The 21,892-nt window shown below is 64.9% G+C and carries 21 protein-coding genes; 15 read left to right on the top strand and 6 right to left on the bottom strand.

Features of this window, described 5'->3' with window-relative positions:
- Positions 1–123: 123 nt before the first annotated feature.
- Positions 124–525 (top strand): PTS sugar transporter subunit IIA, encoded by a 402-nt coding sequence (locus GGD67_RS08080; protein WP_007597752.1) that lies wholly within the window; start codon positions 124–126, stop codon positions 523–525.
- Complete coding sequence (locus tag GGD67_RS08085; protein WP_018316388.1) at positions 522–839, top strand: HPr family phosphocarrier protein; 318 nt, start codon at positions 522–524, stop codon at positions 837–839. The genes GGD67_RS08080 and GGD67_RS08085 overlap by 4 nt, the downstream gene beginning before the upstream one ends.
- 127 nt (positions 840–966) lie before the next feature.
- Here the strand turns inward: GGD67_RS08085 and GGD67_RS08090 are convergent, their stop codons facing one another.
- Positions 967–2,592, bottom strand: coding sequence for a glycosyltransferase family 39 protein (locus tag GGD67_RS08090; RefSeq protein WP_179732012.1), 1,626 nt, complete (start codon positions 2,590–2,592; stop codon positions 967–969).
- A 114-nt stretch (positions 2,593–2,706) separates the two neighbouring features.
- Here GGD67_RS08090 and lepA point away from each other — a divergent pair, with 114 nt between their 5' ends.
- From lepA to GGD67_RS08110, 4 genes are all read left to right on the top strand, one after another.
- The gene (gene lepA / locus GGD67_RS08095) at positions 2,707–4,518 is read left to right on the top strand and encodes a translation elongation factor 4 (protein ID WP_026201664.1); all 1,812 of its coding nucleotides are present in this window, start codon (positions 2,707–2,709) and stop codon (positions 4,516–4,518) included.
- A gap of 301 nt (positions 4,519–4,819) precedes the next feature.
- A complete protein-coding gene (locus tag GGD67_RS08100) occupies positions 4,820–5,200 on the top strand; it encodes a nuclear transport factor 2 family protein (RefSeq protein ID WP_179732014.1) in 381 nt (126 codons plus the stop codon).
- Between the two features lie 13 nt (positions 5,201–5,213).
- The gene (locus GGD67_RS08105; RefSeq protein WP_179732016.1) at positions 5,214–6,143 is read left to right on the top strand and encodes an NAD(P)-dependent alcohol dehydrogenase; all 930 of its coding nucleotides are present in this window, start codon (positions 5,214–5,216) and stop codon (positions 6,141–6,143) included.
- Positions 6,144–6,241: 98 nt separating this feature from the next.
- Positions 6,242–6,943: a YafY family protein gene (locus GGD67_RS08110; protein WP_179732018.1), complete on the top strand. Its 702-nt coding sequence runs from the start codon at positions 6,242–6,244 to the stop codon at positions 6,941–6,943.
- A gap of 119 nt (positions 6,944–7,062) precedes the next feature.
- On the opposite strand, the gene GGD67_RS08115 is transcribed toward GGD67_RS08110, so the two are convergent.
- Entirely contained in the window at positions 7,063–7,476 is a 414-nt protein-coding gene (locus tag GGD67_RS08115) for an SRPBCC family protein (protein WP_179732020.1), read from the bottom strand.
- A 141-nt stretch (positions 7,477–7,617) separates the two neighbouring features.
- Between GGD67_RS08115 and GGD67_RS08120 the strand changes: the two genes are divergently transcribed.
- A complete protein-coding gene (locus tag GGD67_RS08120; RefSeq protein WP_179732022.1) occupies positions 7,618–7,818 on the top strand; it encodes a hypothetical protein in 201 nt (66 codons plus the stop codon).
- 7 nt (positions 7,819–7,825) lie between these two features.
- On the opposite strand, the gene GGD67_RS08125 is transcribed toward GGD67_RS08120, so the two are convergent.
- Positions 7,826–8,317 (bottom strand): hypothetical protein, encoded by a 492-nt coding sequence (locus GGD67_RS08125; protein WP_210286364.1) that lies wholly within the window; start codon positions 8,315–8,317, stop codon positions 7,826–7,828.
- 170 nt (positions 8,318–8,487) lie between these two features.
- Here GGD67_RS08125 and GGD67_RS08130 point away from each other — a divergent pair, with 170 nt between their 5' ends.
- Together GGD67_RS08130 and GGD67_RS08135 are read left to right on the top strand one after the other, a co-directional pair.
- The gene (locus GGD67_RS08130; RefSeq protein ID WP_179732024.1) at positions 8,488–9,729 is read left to right on the top strand and encodes an MFS transporter; all 1,242 of its coding nucleotides are present in this window, start codon (positions 8,488–8,490) and stop codon (positions 9,727–9,729) included.
- Positions 9,730–9,944: 215 nt separating this feature from the next.
- The gene (locus GGD67_RS08135; RefSeq protein WP_179732026.1) at positions 9,945–11,468 is read left to right on the top strand and encodes an FAD-dependent monooxygenase; all 1,524 of its coding nucleotides are present in this window, start codon (positions 9,945–9,947) and stop codon (positions 11,466–11,468) included.
- A gap of 128 nt (positions 11,469–11,596) precedes the next feature.
- Here the strand turns inward: GGD67_RS08135 and GGD67_RS08140 are convergent, their stop codons facing one another.
- Positions 11,597–12,073 (bottom strand): GNAT family N-acetyltransferase, encoded by a 477-nt coding sequence (locus tag GGD67_RS08140; RefSeq protein WP_179732028.1) that lies wholly within the window; start codon positions 12,071–12,073, stop codon positions 11,597–11,599.
- Positions 12,074–12,209: 136 nt separating this feature from the next.
- Here GGD67_RS08140 and GGD67_RS08145 point away from each other — a divergent pair, with 136 nt between their 5' ends.
- The gene (locus GGD67_RS08145; protein WP_179732030.1) at positions 12,210–13,868 is read left to right on the top strand and encodes an amidase family protein; all 1,659 of its coding nucleotides are present in this window, start codon (positions 12,210–12,212) and stop codon (positions 13,866–13,868) included.
- On the opposite strand, the gene GGD67_RS08150 is transcribed toward GGD67_RS08145, so the two are convergent.
- Entirely contained in the window at positions 13,840–14,586 is a 747-nt protein-coding gene (locus tag GGD67_RS08150) for a hypothetical protein (RefSeq protein WP_179732032.1), read from the bottom strand. The two genes, GGD67_RS08145 and GGD67_RS08150, sit on opposite strands and share 29 nt — an antisense overlap.
- Before the next feature lie 184 nt (positions 14,587–14,770).
- Between GGD67_RS08150 and GGD67_RS08155 the strand changes: the two genes are divergently transcribed.
- Both GGD67_RS08155 and GGD67_RS08160 read left to right on the top strand, forming a co-directional pair.
- A complete protein-coding gene (locus GGD67_RS08155; protein WP_179732033.1) occupies positions 14,771–15,928 on the top strand; it encodes an acyl-CoA dehydrogenase family protein in 1,158 nt (385 codons plus the stop codon).
- Positions 15,929–16,100: 172 nt separating this feature from the next.
- Positions 16,101–16,532 carry a hypothetical protein gene (locus GGD67_RS08160; RefSeq protein WP_018316399.1) on the top strand — a complete coding sequence of 144 codons (432 nt, stop codon included), beginning with the start codon at positions 16,101–16,103 and terminating at the stop codon, positions 16,530–16,532.
- A gap of 36 nt (positions 16,533–16,568) precedes the next feature.
- On the opposite strand, the gene GGD67_RS08165 is transcribed toward GGD67_RS08160, so the two are convergent.
- Positions 16,569–18,731 (bottom strand): EAL domain-containing protein, encoded by a 2,163-nt coding sequence (locus tag GGD67_RS08165; protein WP_179732035.1) that lies wholly within the window; start codon positions 18,729–18,731, stop codon positions 16,569–16,571.
- A gap of 533 nt (positions 18,732–19,264) precedes the next feature.
- On the opposite strand from GGD67_RS08165, the gene mepA reads away from it, so the two are divergent.
- The 3 genes from mepA to modA all read left to right on the top strand — a co-directional run bounded on the left by mepA (position 19,265) and on the right by modA (position 21,883).
- Positions 19,265–20,209 (top strand): penicillin-insensitive murein endopeptidase, encoded by a 945-nt coding sequence (gene mepA, locus GGD67_RS08170; protein WP_179732037.1) that lies wholly within the window; start codon positions 19,265–19,267, stop codon positions 20,207–20,209.
- A 189-nt stretch (positions 20,210–20,398) separates the two neighbouring features.
- Positions 20,399–20,902, top strand: a complete 504-nt coding sequence (locus GGD67_RS08175) for a hypothetical protein (protein WP_018316402.1) — start codon at positions 20,399–20,401, stop codon at positions 20,900–20,902.
- Between the two features lie 195 nt (positions 20,903–21,097).
- Positions 21,098–21,883, top strand: coding sequence for a molybdate ABC transporter substrate-binding protein (gene modA, locus GGD67_RS08180; protein ID WP_179732039.1), 786 nt, complete (start codon positions 21,098–21,100; stop codon positions 21,881–21,883).
- Positions 21,884–21,892 lie beyond the last annotated feature (9 nt).

Consider the following 21,892-nt stretch of genomic DNA (forward strand, 5'->3'; position numbering starts at 1 on the left):
CTCCCCTCATCCATCCGTCTAGATTCAGGGAGATACGCAACATCCCCTCTTGCGCAGGGGCTCTGGATGGTCAAAGTGGCGCGTTCGTGCGGTGCACCAAAAGCGCCCGCGAGGAGTTTTCCGATGATTGGTCTAGTACTTGTGACCCACGGGCGCCTTGCCGACGAATTCAAGGCAGCGCTTGAACATGTCATGGGCCCACAAAAGCAAATCGAAGCGATCACGATCGGCGCCGAAGATGATTCCGATCTCTGCCGAAGTGACATCATCGAGGCGGTTAACCGCGTCGATTCCGGCGACGGCGTTGCGATCCTCACCGACATGTTCGGCGGCACGCCGTCGAACCTTGCAATATCCTGCATGAGCCGGCCCAAGGTCGAAGTGCTCGCGGGCATCAACCTGCCCATGCTGGTCAAGCTCGCCAAGGTGCGCGAGGAGCGTCCGCTGCCCGACGCGATCGCGATGGCCCAGGAAGCCGGCCGCAAATACGTCACCATCGCCAGCCGCGTGCTCGCCGGCAAATGAGCGACGAGGCGCCACAAGCGGGGACAGGCGTGCCCGCGGGCGCGATCTCCAAGGACCTCCTGATCATCAACAAGCGCGGCCTGCATGCGCGAGCCTCCGCGAAATTCGTCCAGGCCGTCGAGCGCTTCGATGCGCAGGTCTGGGTGACGCGCGGCGGCGAGACCGTCGGCGGCACCTCGATCATGGGCCTGATGATGCTTGCCGCAGGACCGGGCACGACGATCACCGTCGCCGCCGCCGGCACCGACGCGGAAGCTGCGCTCGCGGCGATCACCGAGCTCGTTGAAAGCAAGTTCAACGAGGAAGGGATCTGAGCCGCGCGATCGGTTGCCGTAGGGTGGGCAAAGCGAAGCGTGCCCACGACTTTTCTGCGATCAGCGCGAGATGGTGGGCACGGCGCTTCGCGCCTTTGCCCACCCTACGAGACCGAGAACGCCGCAATCACTTCGCCGGCGGCGCGATGTAGACGTTCCAGCTCATCGCCGGGCCGGCCTTGCCGTGGGTGAAGCGGCGCGTGGTCATGACGATGCGCTCGGCGGTCGGCGCGACCTCCGAAACCCACTTCTCGAACTTGGGCAGGCGCTCGTCGGTCGCATCGACTACGCCGATGAAGCCGTATCGCTTGACGTCGTCGAGCGAGGTCAGCCCCGACGCCCACGCCTCGTTCGGCGTGAACGGGCTGGGATGATCGGGGCTGTAGAACACCATCGGCTGGATCGTCTCCATCGTTCCCGCAACGACCGCCCAGCGCGAGGCGAAGCGCGCGTGCCAGGCCTGGGTCAGCTCGCGTGCAAGCTCCGAGCGCGCGCCATAGGTCGCCGTGTTGCCGGCATTGGCCGTCATCTCGCGCGCGGCGATCCAGGGCGAGGCGGCGAGCGTGGCAACACTGAGCACGAGCCAGATCGCGGCGATGTTGAACAGGCTCGCGCCCTGCACCCGCAGCGCCGGAATCGCGACCAGCGCGAGCGGCACCAGGAAGAACAGCGAGATGCCCCAATCGGTCTTCAGGTAGACGCCGAAGACCAGCGCGCCGAGCGGCGGGCCGAATGCGACGATGATCTGGATCATCCACACGTTCAGCGCCTGCGAGACATTGACGCCAGGATTGGCGCCGCGCGCCCAGGCGCGCGTGACGATGCGCAGAGGTGCTCGCACGAGCAACGTCATCCACGGCGGCACCAGCGCCATCGCGAGCCCGGCCAGCGCCACCGGCAATGCCAGCAGTCCGAGATTATGCAGCATGTAGCCGGTGACGAGCTGATGCACCTGGCCGCTGTCCGCGAGGCTGTAGGTGTCGCCGGCATAGGTCAGCGGCACGAAATGCGCCTCGGCCAGCCAGACCACGTGCGGGATCATCGCCACGACCATCGTCGCGATCGCGACCCACGGCGCCGGCGAACCCAAAAATCTCATCCGCTCCGGATGGATCAGCGCGGCAAGCCCGATGGCGCCGATCATGGTCAGCACCCAATATTTGGTCATCAGCGCCAGCGCGCCGGCAAGGCCGAGCAGGACGCCGGACTGCCAGCTCCGCTTCTCGAACGCGTTGAGATAAGCAAGCACCAGCAGCGGCAGGGTGATGAGCTGAAGCAGGTCCGGGTTGTACTTGAAGCCCTTGAAATTGAAGATCGGGTAGAGCGCGACCATCACCACGATCAGGAACGCGCGCCGCGCATCCACCACGCGCAAGGCAACCAGCCAGCAGATCACCATGCCGGCGCTGACCGTCGCCATCGCCAGCGCATAGGTTGCCCAGTCCGCCGCCGGGAACAGCTTGAACCAGAGCCCGGCGACCCAGCCCGACAGCGGCGGGTGCTTGCCATAGCCCCACAGGAATTTCTGGCCCCAGCCATAGGCTTCTGCGACGTCCATGTGAACGTCCTGCGCTGCCTTCAGATTGATCAGGATGAAGGTCCAGAGCACCGCATGCAGGATGGCGAGCTGGATCACCAGCCACAATCTCGCCTCGGGGCGGACCGCGCAGGCAACCAGCCAGGCCCGGAAGCGGGCAAAGCTCGGGCGGGCCTTCGTGCGCACTCCAGGGGTGGGAAGAGACGTGGTCGACATGGGCGCTTGCCTAGCGCGTTTTGGCCCATCGTGGAATCAGCTTGGCGTGAAGAAAGGCCCTGAAATTACAGCAATATGGTTGCCGCACGGGGATGTGAGTGGTATCCCGCGCCCATGACGACCGTCCCCATTTCCAACATCCGCAATTTCTCCATCGTCGCCCATATCGACCATGGCAAATCGACGCTGGCCGACCGCCTGATCCAGATGACCGGCGGCCTCTCCGACCGCGAGATGGCGGGCAAGGAGCAGGTGCTCGATTCCATGGACATCGAGCGCGAGCGCGGCATCACCATCAAGGCGCAAACCGTGCGCCTGCAGTATCGCGCCAAGGACGGCAAGGACTACATCTTCAACCTGATGGACACGCCCGGCCATGTCGACTTCGCCTACGAAGTCTCGCGGTCGCTGGCGGCCTGCGAAGGTTCCCTGCTGGTGGTCGACGCCAGCCAGGGCGTCGAGGCGCAGACGCTTGCCAACGTCTACCAGGCGCTCGACAACAATCACGAGATCGTCCCGGTCCTGAACAAGGTCGACCTTCCCGCGGCCGAGCCCGAGAAGATCAAGCAGCAGATCGAGGACGTCATCGGCATCGATGCCTCCGACGCGGTGATGATCTCGGCCAAGACCGGCCTTGGCGTGCCGGACGTACTGGAAGCCATCGTCACCCGCCTGCCGCCTCCGAAGGGCGACCGCAATGCGACTCTGAAGGCGCTGCTGGTCGACAGCTGGTACGACGTCTATCTCGGCGTCGTCGTTCTCATCCGCGTCGTCGACGGTGTCATGAAGAAGGGCAGCCGCGTGCGCATGATGGGCACGGGCGCGGCCTATGACGTCGAACGCGTCGGCTTCTTCACGCCGAAGATGCAGCAGGTCGACGAGCTCGGCCCCGGCGAGATCGGCTTCATCACCGCCGCGATCAAGGAAGTCGCCGACACCCGCGTCGGCGACACCATCACCGACGACAGGAAGCCGGTGACGGAGATGCTGCCGGGCTTCAAGCCGGCCATCCCGGTGGTGTTCTGCGGCCTGTTCCCGGTCGACGCCGACGATTTCGAAACGCTGCGCGGCGCCATGGGCAAGCTGCGCCTCAACGACGCCAGCTTCTCGTTCGAGATGGAAACGTCGGCCGCACTCGGCTTCGGCTTCCGCTGCGGCTTCCTCGGCCTGCTGCACCTCGAGATCATCCAGGAGCGGCTGTCGCGCGAGTTCGATCTCAATCTGATCGCGACCGCGCCGAGCGTCATCTACAAGATGAAGCTGACCGACGGCACCGAGATCGAGATCCACAATCCCGTCGACATGCCCGACGTGGTCAAGATCGCCGAGATCCAGGAGCCCTGGATCGAGGCCACGATCATGACGCCCGACGAATATCTCGGCAGCGTGCTGAAGCTGTGCCAGGACCGCCGCGGCTCGCAGAAGGAGCTGACCTATGTCGGCTCCCGCGCCATGGTGAAATACGATTTGCCGCTCAACGAGGTCGTGTTCGACTTCTACGACCGGCTCAAATCGGTCTCCAAGGGCTACGCCTCGTTCGACTATCATCTGACCGACTACAAGCCGGCCGACCTCGTCAAGATGCAGATCCTCGTCAACAACGAGCCGGTCGACGCGCTCTCGATGCTGGTCCACCGCACCCGTGCGGAGGGACGCGGCCGCGCCATGGTCGAGAAGATGAAGGAGCTGATCCCGCCGCACATGTTCCAGATCCCGATCCAGGCGGCGATCGGCGGCAAGGTGATCGCCCGCGAGACGGTGCGCGCGCTGCGCAAGGACGTCACCGCAAAATGCTACGGCGGCGACATCACGCGTAAGCGCAAGCTTCTGGAGAAGCAGAAGGAAGGCAAGAAGAAGATGCGGCAGTTCGGCAAGGTCGACATCCCGCAGGAAGCTTTCATTGCCGCGCTGAAGGTGGATAGCTGAGCGAACGCTCGGGGTGAGCCGGCCCGTCTTCGGGGCCAGCCAGCAAAAATTGCGAAAACAACCCCATGCACAGTAGCCGCCCCCTTGGCGGCATTGCATTTTTTCGATTTTTCGAAACCCGTTTGCCTCGTCGGGCAAAACAGGGGCATCGTGCCATCATCGCGGCGCGTGATCGGCCGGCCCAATCCCGTCGAAGCAACCTGACGAACAACTGACGGCCGCGCCGATTTCCTACTGCCAGAATCTGTCACTGCCCTGCACTAGGTTTCCTTTCAGTGTACCAATCACTGAAAGGAACCCCATGACGACCCAGAGCGCCGGCAAGGCACAGCAAATCGCCAAGACCTATGTCGAGGCCATCGCCCACAGGAATGTCGATACGATCATCTCTGTCACCGCGGATGACGTCGTATGCACTTCGCCAATCGGGCGAATTACGGGAACCCAGAAGTTTCGCGCGTTCCACGACGGGTTCGCCCGCATGGTCAAGAAGGTGACGATCCTCGCCACCTACGGCGACGATGAGCAGGCTGTCGTCGTTTACAACGCGGACACCCATCCCGTTGCCAACGCCGTCGTCGCGGAGCTCCTCACGGTGAGGAACGGCAAGATCGCGTCGACCGAAGTGATCTACGACGCGTCTCCCTTCTCTGCCCATATGGCTGCGGCCCAACCGCATTGAGGCACGATCGACCATGAAGCGGATTCAATATGACAGTTACGGCGGCCCCGAAACGATGAAGCTTGAAGCCTTCGAGCTGAGGGCCCCGGGGACGGGCGAGGTCGCGGTCAAGGTCAAGTTCGCCGCAATCAATCCCATCGATTGGAAGGTGCGCAATGGCTCTCTGAAGATGCTGACCGGGAAGACATTTCCGCGCGCGATGGGCAGCGATTTTTCCGGCATCGTGACCGCGGTCGGCCCCGGTGTCACACGCTTCAAGATTGGCGATCCCGTGTTCGGCATGGCGCAGATAAGGAATGGCGGCGCGCTCGGCGAGGCCGTGACCGCACCCCAGACCTTCGTCGCCCGGAAGCCGGATTCGGTCTCGTTCGAAGACGCGGCCTGCCTGGCCACGCCGGGAGTTACCGCATGGAACGGACTCCTGGACAAGGCCGCCCTGAAATCCGGCAAGCAAGTATTCGTCAACGGCTGCACCGGCGCCGTCGGTGAGGTCTCGGTGCAGCTCGCAAGGATGCTCGGGGCGACCGTTGCGGGAACATGCGGTGCACAGGCGATGCGACGAGCCCGCGACCTCGGCGTCCAGCCTCTCTTCGATTATCGAGCAACCGATCTGTCGAAGATCCGTGAACGCTTCGACGTTGTCTACGACACGGCGGGAACGATGGCGGTTGCGGCCGGACTTGCTCTGCTGCGTCAAGGCGGCGCGTATCTCGACATCAATCCAACACCAGCCAAGTTCGTTCGCGCGGTCTTCAACCGGAGACTTAAGCCGATTGTCTGTACCGCGCGGGCCGATATCCTCGACGGCCTCGCCGCCGCCGCGGGAAATGGGAAGCTTCGTCTGCCGATCGCCGAGACCGTGCGCCTGAACGATGCGATCCCACTTATCGCGGCGCTCGAAACGGGGCGCAGGCTCGCCGGTAAAGCCCTGGTCGCGATGTGAGAATGCTGCCTGGACCATCGAAGCGGCACGACTGCTCGAGGCCGTGCCGCCCGCACCCTGCCGCCAATTTCTGGCATGATCTGTGTTAGACTTGCGGCATGTCCAAGAGCCAGCGGCTATTCGACCTCATGCAAATCCTGCGGCGGCACCGCCATCCGGTGTCGGCCAAGAATCTTGCTGCCGAGGCGGGCGTGTCGTTGCGCACGATTTATCGCGACATCGCCGACTTGCAGGCGTTCGGCGCACAAATCGAGGGCGAGCCGGGCTTCGGTTATGTCCTGCAGCCCGGCTTTCTCCTTCCTCCCCTGATGTTCTCCGAGCAGGAAATCCAGGCTCTGGCGCTCGGTGCCCAATGGGTATCCCGCCAGACTGACGAAGGATTCGCACTGGCCGCACGTGACGCACTCGCAAAAATCGGGGCCGTGCTCCCGTCGGAACTGCAACACAAGATCTACGACAATGCCTTTCACGTTGGGCGAAGACCGAGGCCGCCTGCTGAAGCCGTCGATCTTCGCATCGTGCGCCAGGCCATGCGCGACCAACACAAGCTTTCCATCGTGTATCGCGATCCCAAAGGCACGAAAACCACCCGGACCATCTGGCCGATTGGCGTCGCATTCTTCGATTCCCGGCGCATCCTTGCCGGCTGGTGCGAAATGAGGAAGGATTTTCGCTCGTTCCGAACGGATCGGATCGAGAGAATCAAGCTCAGGATGGAACGCTATCCCGGCCGCCGACGCGACCTCGTCAAGCAATGGCGGGCCCAAGTCGATGCGGATCGCGGCAAGCCTGCGGACTGACGATTAGCGCGCACCTTTCAAATTGCGGATGGGTCGAGCCCTTGCGAAGCCCGTCGACAAAGCGGGCGAAGCGGCTTCTCGCCGTTCTCGCCCGCGCTGCACGCTTGCCTTCTGGTCAATCACGCCTTCTGCTTCGCCTCGACGTAGCGCGCGAAGCTGTCGAGGATCGCCTGCCAACCACCCCTCTGCTGCTCCTCGGAGTGCGTCGTTTCGCCATCGAATCCGACGCGGACAACCACGCCGTTCGGGCCAGGCACGAACTCCACCTCGGCCTTGCGATCGCCGAACGAATATTCGATCCGCTTGTGCTCCACGATCTTCGTGTAGGTGCCGGCGAAGTCAAAACCCATGCTGCCGTCCTTGGCTTCCATCCGTGACGAGAACGCGCCGCCCTCCCGCAAATCGACCGTCGCCCTGGTCGTATGCCAATCGTCGGACGCCGCATTCCACTTCACGATGTCGGCGGGCGTCGTATAGGCCTGCCAGACCTGATCGATCGGGGCTGCGACGCTGGTTTCGACGGTGATTCTCATTGCATTGCTCCAGTTCAATTTTGGCAGTCGAGGCGGCGGCATCACGTCCAGTGTGATCCACGGTCCTTCCGGCACGTCTCCATCCAAGGACGGACGAGACAAATCGCGGCGGGACCGCTATCTTGCCACGGGAATGACGTCATGGCCGACATCACGGTACATCTCGACGACGAGCTTTACGACAAGGCCTCGCGCGTTGCGCGGCTGGACAATGTGAGCGTGAAGGAACTCGTCGAGGACGTCATGCGCCGCCATCTGGACTACGTCGAGGTGGTGCAGGATTTTTCGAAGATGCCGCCGCTCTCGCTCGAGAACTATGAGCTTCACCGCGATGCAGACTAAATACTCCCTAGCACGACGCCTTGCCTTTGGCCCATGAAAAGCTTTCCTGCTGGCATTGACGAAGGAAGGCTTGTTCGTCCGTAACCACATAGCCGAGACGCTGAGCCCCTTTAATAAATCCTCGCAGGGAATCGTCCGAGAGCTCACCCGAATGGACACTTTGCTGATTTACGCAGAGGGCCGTTAGCAGCGGCATCTGCCTGGCATGACAGACATCCAGTAGACTATCGAGGTGCCCGCCTGCTCCGTTCATCGCGTGACGCGCGACGCTCCAAGAGACTCCGCTGGCCTTGGCCAAATCGCCGTAGGTCGTGAACTTGCTATCCGAGCGGATTCCATCAAGAGAGCAAGTGACTTCTCGATCTTGAGACCCTTGGAATTCCGCCTTGCTCTCTCTTCGAGCAGCTCTTTGTAAAAGATCGCTGTTCGTCGCGTTGCGTTTTTCGTAATTGCCTATCCAAGACTCAATTTCACTATCGCTCTTGTCTTTGAGATTCATATCGGCAGCCTCGTCCAACATTCTCAAATGCAATCAAAGTATAGCACTCTGTGCGATCAGGAGATCCAAGTTTCAAAGCTAGATCGCTGACTAGCCTTGCCCTCCGCCGCCTTCTGGGCCACCATCCTACCCGCGCACCATCAACAAAACCAACAGCGCCGAGGAAACGCATGAGCAAGCCATCACGCTTCGACTATGGCTGGGTCGTTGTCGCCGCGGGTGCGCTGATGACGTGTGTCGGGTTCGGCACGATGCTGTCGCTGGCGGTGTTTTTGCAGCCGATCTCGGAGGCGATGGGCTGGTCGCGCGCCGGCGTCTCGGCGGCGGCGACGCTGGATTTCCTCTTCATGGGATTTGCCGCGTTCCTGTGGGGCACGCTGTCGGACCGGTTCGGCACCCGCATCGTGGTGCTCGCGGGAAGTGTTCTGCTGGGGCTTGGTCTCGTCACCGCAAGCCAGGCGACAAGCCTGTGGCAGTTCCAGCTTTGCTTCGGTGTGCTGATCGGCATAGCGGCCGGCAGCTTCTACGCACCGATGATGGCGCTTGCGAGCGCGTGGATCGAGACCAACCGCAGCCTTGCGGTGGCGCTGGTCTCCGCCGGCATGGGCGTGTCGCCGGTGACGATCGCGCCGACCGCGAGCTGGCTGATCACGGCCTATGACTGGCGCACCGCGATGCTGGTGATCGGCATCGCCGCGTGGGCGCTGCTGATCCCCGCCTGCTTCCTGGTGCGCCCGGCGCCGGTGGCGGCGGGCGCCGCCGGTGCAGACTCGGCGCCGGAGGTCGAGCTGACCGCGGCGCAGGCGCTGCGCACGCCGCAATTCGTCGCGCTCGCCGCGGCACATTTCGCCTGCTGCGCAGCGCATTCCGGCCCGATCTTCCACATGGTGTCCTATGCGATGGTCTGCGGCATCGCTCCGCTCACGGCGGTGACGGTCTACAGCGTCGCCGGCGTCTCAGGCCTCGGCGGCCGCCTGCTGCTGGGCGCCCTCGCCGACCGCATCGGCGCAAAGCCCGTGCTGGTCGGCGGCCTGCTCGTGCAGGCGATGTGCATCGCGACCTATCTTGCGGTCGCTCAGCTCGGCGAATTCTACGCGCTCTCGGTGGTGTTCGGCCTCGCCTATGGCGGGGTGATGCCGCTCTATGCGGTGCTGGTCCGCGAATTCTTCGGCGCGCGCATCATGGGCACCGTGTTCGGCGCGGTGTCGGCCTTCGCCAGCCTCGGCATGGCGCTCGGGCCGTGGGCTGGCGGGCTCGTGTTCGACAATTTCCAGCGCTACACATGGCTGCACGTCGGCTCCTTCGCGATCGGCCTCGCCGCCGTCGCGGTAGCGCTGAGCTTCCCGACGAAACGCAGACCATTGCTCGACCCATGCTACGAGCCGGGATCATCCGCGCTCACCAGCCGTTGACGAAGCCGCGCTCCAAACGCTAAATGGCCATGTCGGAAAAGGCAGACTTGGTCTGGTAAGCCCAAGTCCTTTCGGTAACGAAAGCTCTGGTCTTTGGCCTCGCGCCCGGGATCCCCACGACGAACAACGGTCGCCGACCAGGCGATCCATGGTTCGTCCGTGAGGTCCTCAGGTTCGGGAAACGCTCCGGTCGAACATCGACAACGGAGTGGTCTATGCAAAATCCCGACACTGTCCCTTATGACGTCATCATTGCCGGCGCCGGTCCGGTCGGTCTGTTCCTGGCGTGCGAGCTGCGGCTTGCGGGCTGTTCGGTGCTGGTGCTGGAGAAAGCGCAAGATCCGCATTCGCCGCTCAAGCGCCTGCCGTTCGGGCTTCGTGGTCTTTCGGTGCCCACCATCGAAAGCTTCGACCGCCGTGACCTGCTGAATGATCTCAAGCTCCGCGCGGCCAGCCGCGACGTGCCGGCGACCGCGCACTGGATGCAGCAGCAGCGCCGCCCGGGCGGTCATTTCGCCGGCATCCAGTTTTTCCACGATCAGATCGACGGCACGCAATGGCCCTATCGCTTGCCGGGCCAGATCGGCAGCATCGCGGCCGAGATGGCAAGCATCGAGGCGGTCCTCGCGATCCGTGCCGCAACGCTTGGTATCGAGATCCGACGGGGCTGCGGCGTCGAGTCTCTCGCTCAATCAACCGATGGCGTCACCGTTGCAGCGGGCGGCGGAACGGTGCGAGGCCGCTGGCTCATTGGCTGCGACGGCGGGCGCAGCCTCGTGCGAAAGGCGGCCGGCATCGGTTTCACCGGCACCGATGCCGAGTTCACCGGCTATTCCGTGCAAGTCGAGCTGGCCGATCCGGCCGCGCTCAGGACGGGGCGCCATTACACGGCGTCGGGCATGTACACCTATACGACACCCGGCACGATCGCGATGGTCGATTTCGACGGCGGCATGGCTCATCGCAGCGAACCGCAGCGCGACCATATCGAAACGGTGCTGCGTAAGATCTCGGGCCTCGATGTGACAGTGACGCGCCTGCGGCTCGCCACCACCTGGACCGACCGCGCCTGTCAGGCCACCGACTATCGCGTGGGCCGCGTGCTGCTGGCGGGCGATGCCGCACACATCCATTCGCCGCTGGGGGGCCAGGGCCTAAACCTCGGCCTGGGCGATGCCATGAACCTTGGCTGGAAGCTCGCCGCGACCATTCGCAGCGACGCGCCGGCCGGCCTGCTCGACACCTATTCGGCCGAGCGGCGGCCGGTGGGCGCAAAAATCCTCGACTGGTCGCGCGCCCAGGTCGGGCTCATGCGTCCCAGCCGAAGCTCGCGCGCGCTCGAAGCTATTATCCGCGATCTCATCGACACGCGCGACGGCGCGATCTATTTCGCCGAGCGGGTCTGGGGCGTTTCTCTCCGCTATGACCTCGGAGATCTTCATTCGTTGGTGGGGCGCAGCGTGCCCGACTTCGAATTCGTCGATGGAACGCGACCAGGCGAGCTGCTCAGAACGGGACGAGGGCTGCTGCTGGACTTCGACGCCCGGCCATCACTCCAAGCGCTTGCGCGCCGCTGGCGCAAGCGGATCGACTACGTCGCAAGCGAGGCCAGGGATCGATTGGGCCTGACCGCCTTGCTCGTGCGCCCCGACGGCGTCGTGGGCTGGGTCAGCGAGGGGACACCGGACCTCGACGAAGCCGCTCGCGCCGCCGTGCGGTGGTTCGGTGAACCCGATTGAGGCGGGAACATGAAAAAGGCGCGTCCAATCCTCCGCGCCTCGCCATCGGACATGGCGTTCAACTCTTGCGAAACCCGTCGCTTCGTTACGTGAATGCGGCATCTGTTGCCCGATCGTGGGAACGCTCACTATCCGGCTCCGTGAGACCGAGCGCCATCGAGCTCCCGCTCCATGACGATCGTGCGTTCATCACCATAATAGCTGTCGCGCACGGCTCTGAACCCGAGCCGCGCATAGAACCCCTCGGCGGTGACGGACGAAGGGACGGTCAAGGCGGAGACGTTTCGCTCACGCGCTGCGCGCTCGACCTCCGCCATCAGCCGCTTGCCGACGCCTCGGGTCTGAACATCAGGTTCCACGAAGACGGTGCGGACGACGCTTCCATCAAGGCTTGCCGTTCCAATGATGCGGCTGCCGATGGCGGCGACGAAGACTGTACGTTTGCCAATCAGCTGCCTAACGGCATCCGGACTGAAGCTGCGCCCGACCCGTTCGATGATCGCGTCCGTGTGGTCCTTTGCATTCGTTTCGCGCAGCGCATGCAAAATGACCTCGCTGATGCCATCGGCGTCGTCCTCGCGCGCTGGCCGGATCGTGCACTCCATGGATCGCTCAACTGAAGCCGCTGGAAAGATCGAAATCTCACGCCTGCGCCGCGTGACCGGCAATCGGCTTGCCGCGCAACCGAGCTCAATGCTACCATTGGTAGCATAATCATCGCAAGCCGCCCGAGAGGACACGATGGACCAGCCGATCCGCGGCGATGCTCGCCTCGCCCCGATTGTCGCCGGCACGGAGGGGCCGGCCGCGCTGGCGCCGGAGCACGCGCCGTTGAGCGAGATCGTCGACGCCTTGGCCGGCGGGCAGCTCACCGCCAGCGCGCTGGCCGAACTTTATCTCGCGCGCATCGAGGCCTATGACCGCAACGGCCCCGCGCTCAATTCCGTCCGCGCGCTCAATCCCGATGCGCGCGCGATCGCGGCGGAGCTGGACGACATCAAGCCATCGGTCGGGCGGCCGCTGGCCGGCGTGCCGATATTGTTGAAGGATAACATCGCCACCGGTGACAAGCAGCCGACCACGGCCGGCTCGCTGGCGCTGGAATGCGCGCGCGCCAGGGACGACGCGACCCTCGTCAAGCTGCTGCGCGACGCCGGTGCGGTGATCCTCGGCAAGGCGAACCTGACGGAGTTCGCCAACATGCTCGCGGTCGACATGCCCTCGGGCTATTCGTCGCTAGGCGGTCAGGTGAAGAACCCTTACGCGCCGGCGCTGGCGGACGAACACGGCATCCCGGTCGTGCAGCCAGGCGGATCGAGCTCGGGGTCGGCGGTCGCCGTGGCGGCCGGCCTGTGTGCGGCGTCGATCGGCACCGAGACCTCGGGCTCGCTGCTGTTCCCCGCCAGCCAAACCGGTCTCGTCACCGTGAAGCCGACGGTCGGACTGATCAGCCGCGCCGGCATCCTTCCGCTCGCCCACAGCCAGGACACCGCGGGGCCGATGACGCGCACCGTGCGCGACGCGGCGCTGCTGCTGAACGTGCTGGCCGCCAGGGACCCGCTCGATCCGGCGACACGAAAGCAGCGGCGGCCCGTCGACTTCACCGCGGGCCTTGCCGCCGACGCTATCAAGGGCGCGCGCATCGGCGTGCCGAGCGACCCCGCCGATCCCTTGAACGATTGCTATTACGGCAAGCTGCCGCCCGACTGGGTCAAGGTGATGACCGAGACGATCAAGGTGCTGGAGGATCTCGGCGCCGTCATCGTACGCGCCAACATGCCGACGCTGGGCTGGATCGGCGGGCCGGGCACGACCATGGCCGTGCTCAACCGCAATCCACTGAGCGCACACAAGGGCACCATCGCGAGGCCGCCGGTCGTCTTCCTCTACGAGCTGAAGTACGATCTCAACCTCTATTTGAGGGATTGGGCGACCGGCACGGACATCAAGACCATCAGCGACGTCATAGCCTTCAACGAAGCGAACGCGGGGAAGGCGTTGCGCTTCGGTCAGGACCATTTCCTGGCCGCTGACTTGACCAGGGGCGATTTGAGCGAGCGTGAGTACAAGTCGGCACGTGCCATGGACCTGCTCTCGGCCAAGACGCGCGGCATGGATGCTTACATGAACCAGCACAAGCTCGACGTGGTGCTGTTCGCCGGCGCCACGGGCGCCGCGATTGCCGCCAAGGCAGGCTATCCCAGCGTCATGGTGCCGGGCGGCATCGTCTCGGGGACAACGGAGAGCAAGGATACACCCGATTATCCGCTCGGCGTCGCCTTCGCAGGGAGAGCCTGGAGCGAGCACAAGCTGCTGCGGCTGGCCTATGCCTTCGAGCAGGCGACGCACGCACGCAAGCCGGCGCCGGGGCTCAATTCACCGCTCGCAGCGCGGCCGTGAAGGCGGCGAGATCGGTTCGCGCCGTTTCGTCCGGTGCCCATCTGGGAAGGTCGGCAAGCTGCTCGATCACGCGGGCCCGATCCTGCGGCAGCAGGAAGCTCGCCCAGACCTCGCTTGTGTCGCGGATGGCGGCGGCGACCAGGCGGGCGTTGGCGGGCGTGCCGGCGCCCTGGATCGCCGCGCAGACGGTGCCCAGGATGAATTCGGCGGCGCTCCGGCGGAAGCCCGTAAATCCATCCTGGCGGATACGGGTGCGCTGCTCCGGCGCGAGGCTCGCCATGAACAGTTCGCCCGCAACCGCCTCGCGCGCCATGCCGCGGATGGCAAAGTTCATCGCCGCCGCGTACTGGTCGCCATACTCGGTCATGTTGCGCTGGAGCGCCGCAAGATCGGGCTGCGCCCCCGGCTTCGCGCCATAGAGCGCGAACAGCTTGGAGGTCGCGTTGGCGGCGTCCATCCACTCCATCAGCCAGCTCATGTCGCTCGCCTTCGCCGGCGGCAACGCCTCCAGGGCTCCAACATCGAACACGCGGCCGAGCAGCGCGGTGGTCTCCGGCCGGGTCAGGTCGGGACGCTCTCCCTTTTTCGCCACGCCTTCGACATAGGCCCGGAACATCCGCGCGGCCTCGCCCGCGGCGGCGGCATCACGGGGTCCATCCTGCGCCAACGCCGGCGAAGCGAGCGCGAGCAGGACGATGAGGATTCTGACGATCGGCATGGGCAACCTCATCCGGCGACACGTTCGTGGCGATGATGGTTGTTCGTCGCGAGCCGCGTTGCCGAGGTTCACGGCCCCGGCCTTCTTGCGGCGCGTGCGGAGATGGCCGCACCTTGATCCTCCCCGTCAAATAGACCACCATCCTGTCCTCACCGCTCACGACAGAAGGGGCGAGGACACGCGAATGTCGGAGTTTCCCGGATATGATCTCGTCGAACGTGCCCGCGCCATCGCGCCGCTGATCGCGGGCGAAGCAGATGAGATCGAGCGGACGCGGCGGCTGACGCCTTCCGTGGTCGCGGCGCTGATCGAGAACGGCTTTTATCGCGCGCTGCTGCCGCAGAGCCTCGGCGGAGCTGAAGCTCCCATCGAAACCTTCATGCAGATGCTGGAGGAGATCGCGAAGGCGGATGCGTCCACGGCCTGGTGTCTCGGGCAATGCAGCGTCTGCGCGATGATCGCGGCCTCGCTCGATCGCGATACCGCGCAGGAGATCTTCAACACTGCGCCCGGCATCCTCGCCTGGGGCGCGATCGCGCATGAGGCGCGCGCGGTCGGCGGCGGCTATCGCGTCACGGCGCGCTGGGATTTTGCCTCGGGCTCGCGGCAGGCGAGCTGGCTGGGCGCGCATGTGCGCATCGTCGATGCCGACGGGACGCCCCGCAAGAATGCCGATGGTTCGCCGGAAGTGCGCACCATTCTGTTTCCTGCCGCAAGTGCGACGTTGCACGACGTCTGGCAGGCGATCGGGCTTGCCGGCACCGGCACCGATTCCTACGAGGTGAGCGACCTCTTCATCCCCGAGCGCTTCACGGCGTTCCGCGACGTGCCGTCAGGCTTGCGCGAGACCGGCCCGCTCTACAGGATCGGCACCGGCTCTGCCTTCAGCCTCGGCTTCGCCGCGGTGTCGCTCGGCGTGGCACGCGCGACGCTGGATGCAGCGATTGCACTTGCGCGCGAAAAGCGCCCGTCACTGGCGGCCGGCGCGATGCGCGGCAACGCGGCGGTCCAGGGCCTGATCGGCCGCACCGAAGGCGATTTGCGCGCCGCGCGCGCCTTTCTCTATGCGACCGCGACCGCGATGTGGCGCGAGCTGTCCGCGACGGGCGAGTTCAGCGCCGCGCACCGCAGCGCGGTGCGACTGGCCGCAACCTGGACCATCCATCAATCGGCACGTGTGGTCGACACCGCCTATCACATGGCCGGCGCGACCGCGGTGTTTCGCAGCAACCCGTTCGAACGCCGATTTCGCGACATGCACGCGATCGCGCAGCAGATCCAGGCGCGGGATAGCCATTACGAGGATGTGGGGAAGGCAATCCTGTCAACGCCCGAGCCGTGATCCGCTTGTCGGCTCAAGCTCGGTGCGCGCCGAGCGACGGCGGCCGATCGCGGACACGTTGGCTGGATCCATAGGGTTGCTCAACGCATTTTGATCACACCCTTCGGCAGCCTAAGGTAGCGTCTCACAACAGCATAATCTGCAGGACACGCCCAGACAAAAGGGAGGTGATATGCGCCGGATTCCAACCCTGATCGGTACGATCCTCTTCACGTTGGTCATGGCGGCATCCGCTTCTGCGGAAAAGGTCTATTATCTTCACGACCCCGGCGGAAACACCGCCGCGCATATCTACACCTACACACACGTCAACGCAGAATATGATCGCGTGGTGATCGACGGTCGTTGCAAGTCGTCTTGCACAACGGTCCTGGGGGTCGTTCCCCTCGACAAGATCTGCATTGCCCCGAGCGGCTATTTCATGTTTCACGCCGCGCATCACGGCGACCGCAGCATCAACCCCGGCGAGACTCAGTTGATGATGTCGTCCTATGCGCCCGCGGTGCGGGACTGGGTGATGAAGCACCACGCGCTCGAACAGGTGGACCCGTACACGTACCTGTACGCCCGGAATGTGACGTTCATCCGCCACTGTCGCCGGTAGCCCCGAACTTCAACCTGGAAGCGGACGCTCCAAGATCTACGCCACCAGCGCGGCGTCCTCGCCGTCGATGCCGCGCTGCGCGGCGAGCAGGCTGATGATCTCGGCGTTGGGCCGGGCCTTGCTGAACAGGAAGCCCTGGCCTTCGTCGCAGCCCTCGGTGCGCAGGCAGCTGAGCTCGGCTTCGGTCTCGACGCCCTCGGCGGTGATGATGACCCCGAGGCCCTTGCCGAGGCTGACGATGGAGCGGATGATCGCCTGGGCCTCGCGATTGGCTCCTAAATCGCGCACGAACGACTGGTCGATCTTGATCTTGTCGAACGGAAAACTGCGCAAATAGCTGAGGCTGGAATAGCCGGTGCCGAAATCGTCCATCGAGATGCGCACCCCGAGCGCGCGCAGCGCATGCAGCGTCGCCAGCACCTGTGCGCTCTTCTCCAGCAGCAGCGTCTCGGTGATCTCGAGCTCGAGCCGCCGCGGCGGCAGGCCGGAATGCCTCAAGGCGTCCGTCACGATCGAAAGCAGATTGCCGCTTCGGAACTGCAGCGGCGACAGGTTGACCGCGACGCGAACGTCGTCCGGCCAGGTCGCGGCATCGAGGCACGCCCTGCGCAGCATCAGCCCGCCGAGCGGATTGATCAGGCCGGTGTCCTCGGCGACCGGAATGAACTCGGCCGGCGAGACCATGCCGCGCTCGGCATGCGGCCAGCGCACCAGCGCCTCGAAGCCGGTGATGCGGCCGCTCTGCAGGTCGATCAATGGCTGATAGTAAGGGCGCAGCACGTCGTTCTGGATCGCGCCGCGCAGCTCGACCTCGATCTTGCGGCGGCTCTGCGCTTTGGCATCGAGCGCGGCCTCGAAGAAGGCGAAGGTGCCGCGCGCGTCCAGCTTGGCGCGCGACAGCGCCATGTCGGCGCTCTTGAGCAGCTTTTCGGAATCATCGCCGTCGCCCGGCGCCATCGCGATGCCGATCGAGGCGCCGATCACCACGGAATGGCCGTCGAGCAGATAGGGGTCGGCAATCGCCGCGAGCAGACGTTTTGCCAGCATCACCGCGTCCTCGGGACGCGTCAGGCCGCTCTGCACGATCGCGAACTCGTCGGAGTTGAGCCGTGCCAGCGCGTCTTCCTCGCGCAAGGTGGAGCGCAGCCGCTTGGCGACGCCGCGCAGCAGCTTGTCGCCGACCGCGTGTCCCAGCGTGTCGTTGACCGACTTGAAACTATCGAGCCCCAGCATCAGCAGCGCGACCTTGTCGGTGCTGCGCCGCGTGTGCAGCAGCATCTCGTCCACCTGCTGGCGCAGCAGGCTGCGGTTGGGCAGGCCGGTCAGGCCGTCGTGCTGGGCCATGAAGGCGAGCCGCGCCTCGGCGCGCTTGCGCTCGGTGATCTCCATCAGCGCGAGCAGCACCGCCGGCCGCTCGGCATAGGTCAATTCGCGGGAATAGATCGCAAGGTCGATCAGCGCGCCGTCGGCCTTGACGTGCTTCCAGGTGCGGCCGGCCTGCTCCTCGCCGGTCGAGCCGGCGGTCCAGGGCGGCTCGCTGTCGAAAGCCTGCAGCGAGCGGATCTTCAGTCGCTCGAACTCGGCGCGGCTGTAACCGTAATGCGCGACCGCGGCGTCGTTGACGCCGAGGATGCGCTCGTCGTCCAGCGCGCAGACGATCATGGGAACGGGATTGCCGTCGAACAGCAGGCGGAACGAGGCCTCGCGCTGCTTCAACTCGGTGATGTCGACGCGCAGGCCGACGACGCCGCCATCGTCGGTCAGGCGCTCGTCGATCAGGATGACGCGGCCGTCCGACAGCTTCTGCTCGTGGCGCGCGCCGGGCTGATAGAGCCTTTGCAGGCGCTCGGCGATCCACTCGTCCTCGTGGCCGATCGCCTCAGGATAATCGCCGCGGGCAACGCCGATGCGCAGCGTGTCTTCGAGACGCGCGCCCTCTTCGAACAGATCGGCGGTCTTGCTGTAGATCTCGGCGTATTTCTTGTTCCAGAGGACGTAGCGGCCTTCGGCGTCGAGAAACACGATGCCTTGCGGCAGGATGTCGACGGCCTGGCGCAGGCGCTCGTGGGATTTGCGCGCGTCCGCGATCGCAGCTTCCGCCTCGGCGCGGCTGCGCAGGACTTCATCGCGCTCCGAAAGGGCGCGCGGCGCGCGCGCGAAGCGCGGCTTGCGCGGCGATTGGCCGGCCCGGGCAAGCACGCTTTGCTTTCGTTTTCTTGTTTTTCGAGACCCCAAACCCAACTTCACTCGTCCCAGTCGCGCCCAACGGCGCAAGTTTTGGGGCAAGTGTCTGAAAAAAAAGTAATCTTGGGTGGCGGGGCCGCGCCTTGCGGCAACTGTAGACCGGATCGATTTGCCTGTTTGAGAGGCGCAGCAGCGTCACAGGGCGCGGCAAACCTGTTGCCTCGCCGCTATCGCAGAAAGACGCGACGCAAATATGCGCGCTATTCATGATTCAATTCCGAAAATGCATCGGCTTGCGTGCCGGCGGAAAACGGTCCTCGCTCCGCGCATGAATTTTGGTCAATGCAGGATACGGTTATCGCACTGTTAAGAATCCGGCTGGCTCCACGAAAAAACTACGACTTTTGGACGACCTTGTTGGACGTGGGATCGACATGCCGGGCGCGCCTTCGCGCTGGGGCAACGGCCGTCAAGACGCTGTGAGATCGTCCGCCGCAGCACAGCCCGATTCTTAACCCCGACGCCGTGTTGGGTTATAAGGGCTGCGCATGAGTCCCCGCCGCCTCACCCCTCTCCTGGTTTTAGCGACGTTCCTGACCGCCGGCGGCGCGCTGGCCCAGGACAAGGGCAGCGTCACCCCGAAGCCGCTGCCGCCGCTGGCCAATCCCAATGACCCCGATCTCGCCGCCAAGGAGCTGTTCGCGCGCAAGCTGCTGCCGTCGAAGGGGGCGGCCCATGTCATCGGCTCCTACACCAAGGGCTGCATCGGCGGCGCCGAGCAGATGCCGCTCAACGGCGACAATTGGCAGGTGATGCGGCTGTCGCGCAACCGCAGCTACGGTCACCCCGAGATGATCGCGCTGATCAAGCGGCTCGCGGCCAAAGCGCGCAAGGACGCGGGATGGCCGGGCATCCTGGTCGGCGACATCGCTCAGCCGCGCGGCGGCCCGGCGCTGTCGGGCCACGCCAGCCACCAGATCGGCCTCGATGCCGACATCTGGCTGACGCCGATGCCGGACCGCCGCCTCTCGCGCGAGGAACGCGAGGACATGTCGGCGGTGATGATGGTGCGCCACGACCGGCTCGACATCGATCCAAAAGTGTTCACGTCAGGCCATGTGCTGGTGCTGCGCGACGCGGCGCGGGAGCCGGCAGTGCAGCGCATCTTCGTCAACGCCGCGATCAAGAAGGCGCTGTGCCGCGAGGCCAAGGGCGACCGCGCCTGGCTCTCGAAGATCCGCCCCTGGTGGGGCCACGATTACCATTTCCACATTCGCATGCGCTGCCCAGCGGGCGCCGGCGAATGCGAGGGCCAGCCGTCGCAGGCCGAGGACGAAGGCTGCAAGCCCGCCGATCTCGCCTATTGGTTCTCCGACGCGGTGCTGCACCCCAAGCCGCCGCCGGAGCCGCCAAAGCCGAAACCGCCGATGACGCTGGCGCAGATGCCGACAGCATGCAAGGCGGTGCTGCATGGGGCGGATGCAAAGCCGTAGTGTGTGTGGACCGCGCTGCCGCTGTCGTCCCGGAATGACGAACTCGTTGGTTGGTTCGCGTCATAATAATGCGCTAGCATGACCTCGCCGCTCAGCCGTAAGCCCGCGGCATCTCCGGGACGCGCATCCCGTCGAACAAGCCTGACCGCAAGCCTCGCACCGCTCGCGCGGCCAACGATGGGATTTCACATGCGCGTCTTTGCCTTCCTCGCTGCGCTCTCGTTCGGCGCGACCTCCGCTCTCGCCGCTGAAGAACCGAGCGGCTGCGACAAGTTCAAATGGCCGATCGAGCGCGAGCGCGCCGCGCTCACCGCGCCAGACCGCACAACGCTCGCATCGGGCAGCGAGCAGGCGAGCTTGCCCTCCTCGGCCATCACGCTGGGACTGGTTGCCCCAAGCGAGGCAAAACTGCCGACGCCGCCGGAGCGCGCGCCCAAGGACGGCAGCTTCGCCGGCTTCACGAGCGTCAAGTCCGCCACGGCCGGGCTCTACACGATCAGCCTGTCCGCCGGCGCCTGGATCGACGTGGTCCAGGATGGGCATGTTCTCAAGCCCGTGGCCTTCAGCGGTGCGACCGATTGCGGCGGCATCCGCAAGTCCGTGAAATACGAGCTTTCGGCGCAGCCTTTCGTACTTCAGCTCAGCGGCGCCAAGGAGAATTCGGTCGGGATCGCGATCCTGCCGGCGCAATAGGCCCGCCCGGCCGGACAAGCGGCCACCCTTTGACCTCGGGCGCCAGCCTGCTATCTTCGCAATTGCGATATCCCTGCCGGCCGTAAGCCGCAGCCGGGCCCCGTGGAGCAGCGCTTCCACCCGTCGCGACCTGACCCACCAACGCCAGACCTGTGCGTGCATCTTGCGCGCGCGGCCTCGCACGGAGCGCTCCCCATGTTACGCATTTGTCGACTTTTCACCGCCCTCGTGATCCTCGCAAGCGCGAGCCTTTCGCCGGCCGCCGCCGAGGACAAGACCATCACCGTGTTCGCCGCGGCGTCGATGAAGAACGCGCTCGACGAGATCGATGCCGCCTACACCGCCAGGACCGGCGTCAAATTCTCGGTCAGCTATGCCGCGAGCTCGGTGCTGGCGCGGCAGATCGAGCAGGGTGCGCCGGCCGACGTGTTCGTCTCCGCCGACACCGACTGGATGGACTACGCGATCGCCAGGAAGACCATCAACGAGCCTTCCAGAGTCAATCTGCTCGGCAACAGCATCGTGTTGATCGCGCCAAGGGATTCCAAGATCGACAACGTCACCATCACGCAAGGTTTCGACCTCGCCAAGCTTGCCGGCGACGGCAGGATCGCGACCGGCGACGTCAAGTCGGTGCCGGCAGGCAAATATGCCAAGGCCGCGCTTGAGAAGCTCGGCGCATGGCAGGCCGCAGAGCCGAAATTCGCGATGGCCGAGAGCGTGCGCGCCGCGCTGACGCTGGTGGCGCGCGGCGAGGCCAACCTTGGCATCGTCTATGCCACCGACGCCAAGGTCGAGCCCGGTGTCAAGATCGTCGGCACCTTCCCGGCGGAGTCGCATCCCGCGATCATCTATCCGGTCGCCGCGACCACGACGGCGAAGGACGGGACCAGCGACTATCTCGCCTTCCTGCGTTCCTCGGCCGCCAAGACCATTCTGGAAAAATACGGCTTCAAGTTCCTGGTCAGCCCGACAATCTGATATTCACCA

The sequence above is a fragment of the Bradyrhizobium sp. IAR9 genome (assembly GCF_013408065.1).
In the GTDB taxonomy this organism is placed as follows: domain Bacteria; phylum Pseudomonadota; class Alphaproteobacteria; order Rhizobiales; family Xanthobacteraceae; genus Bradyrhizobium.

Bases quoted from the DNA above. Each gene is read 5' to 3' on its own strand.
- GGD67_RS08080 (WP_007597752.1), top strand. From the start codon at position 124: ATGATTGGTCTAGTACTTGTGACCCACGGGCGCCTTGCCGACGAATTC.
- GGD67_RS08085 (WP_018316388.1), top strand. From the start codon at position 522: ATGAGCGACGAGGCGCCACAAGCGGGGACAGGCGTGCCCGCGGGCGCG.
- GGD67_RS08090 (WP_179732012.1), bottom strand. From the start codon at position 2,592: ATGTCGACCACGTCTCTTCCCACCCCTGGAGTGCGCACGAAGGCCCGC.
- lepA (WP_026201664.1), top strand. From the start codon at position 2,707: ATGACGACCGTCCCCATTTCCAACATCCGCAATTTCTCCATCGTCGCC.
- GGD67_RS08100 (WP_179732014.1), top strand. From the start codon at position 4,820: ATGACGACCCAGAGCGCCGGCAAGGCACAGCAAATCGCCAAGACCTAT.
- GGD67_RS08105 (WP_179732016.1), top strand. From the start codon at position 5,214: ATGAAGCGGATTCAATATGACAGTTACGGCGGCCCCGAAACGATGAAG.
- GGD67_RS08110 (WP_179732018.1), top strand. From the start codon at position 6,242: ATGTCCAAGAGCCAGCGGCTATTCGACCTCATGCAAATCCTGCGGCGG.
- GGD67_RS08115 (WP_179732020.1), bottom strand. From the start codon at position 7,476: ATGAGAATCACCGTCGAAACCAGCGTCGCAGCCCCGATCGATCAGGTC.
- GGD67_RS08120 (WP_179732022.1), top strand. From the start codon at position 7,618: ATGGCCGACATCACGGTACATCTCGACGACGAGCTTTACGACAAGGCC.
- GGD67_RS08125 (WP_210286364.1), bottom strand. From the start codon at position 8,317: ATGAATCTCAAAGACAAGAGCGATAGTGAAATTGAGTCTTGGATAGGC.
- GGD67_RS08130 (WP_179732024.1), top strand. From the start codon at position 8,488: ATGAGCAAGCCATCACGCTTCGACTATGGCTGGGTCGTTGTCGCCGCG.
- GGD67_RS08135 (WP_179732026.1), top strand. From the start codon at position 9,945: ATGCAAAATCCCGACACTGTCCCTTATGACGTCATCATTGCCGGCGCC.
- GGD67_RS08140 (WP_179732028.1), bottom strand. From the start codon at position 12,073: ATGGAGTGCACGATCCGGCCAGCGCGCGAGGACGACGCCGATGGCATC.
- GGD67_RS08145 (WP_179732030.1), top strand. From the start codon at position 12,210: ATGGACCAGCCGATCCGCGGCGATGCTCGCCTCGCCCCGATTGTCGCC.
- GGD67_RS08150 (WP_179732032.1), bottom strand. From the start codon at position 14,586: ATGCCGATCGTCAGAATCCTCATCGTCCTGCTCGCGCTCGCTTCGCCG.
- GGD67_RS08155 (WP_179732033.1), top strand. From the start codon at position 14,771: ATGTCGGAGTTTCCCGGATATGATCTCGTCGAACGTGCCCGCGCCATC.
- GGD67_RS08160 (WP_018316399.1), top strand. From the start codon at position 16,101: ATGCGCCGGATTCCAACCCTGATCGGTACGATCCTCTTCACGTTGGTC.
- mepA (WP_179732037.1), top strand. From the start codon at position 19,265: ATGAGTCCCCGCCGCCTCACCCCTCTCCTGGTTTTAGCGACGTTCCTG.
- GGD67_RS08175 (WP_018316402.1), top strand. From the start codon at position 20,399: ATGCGCGTCTTTGCCTTCCTCGCTGCGCTCTCGTTCGGCGCGACCTCC.
- modA (WP_179732039.1), top strand. From the start codon at position 21,098: ATGTTACGCATTTGTCGACTTTTCACCGCCCTCGTGATCCTCGCAAGC.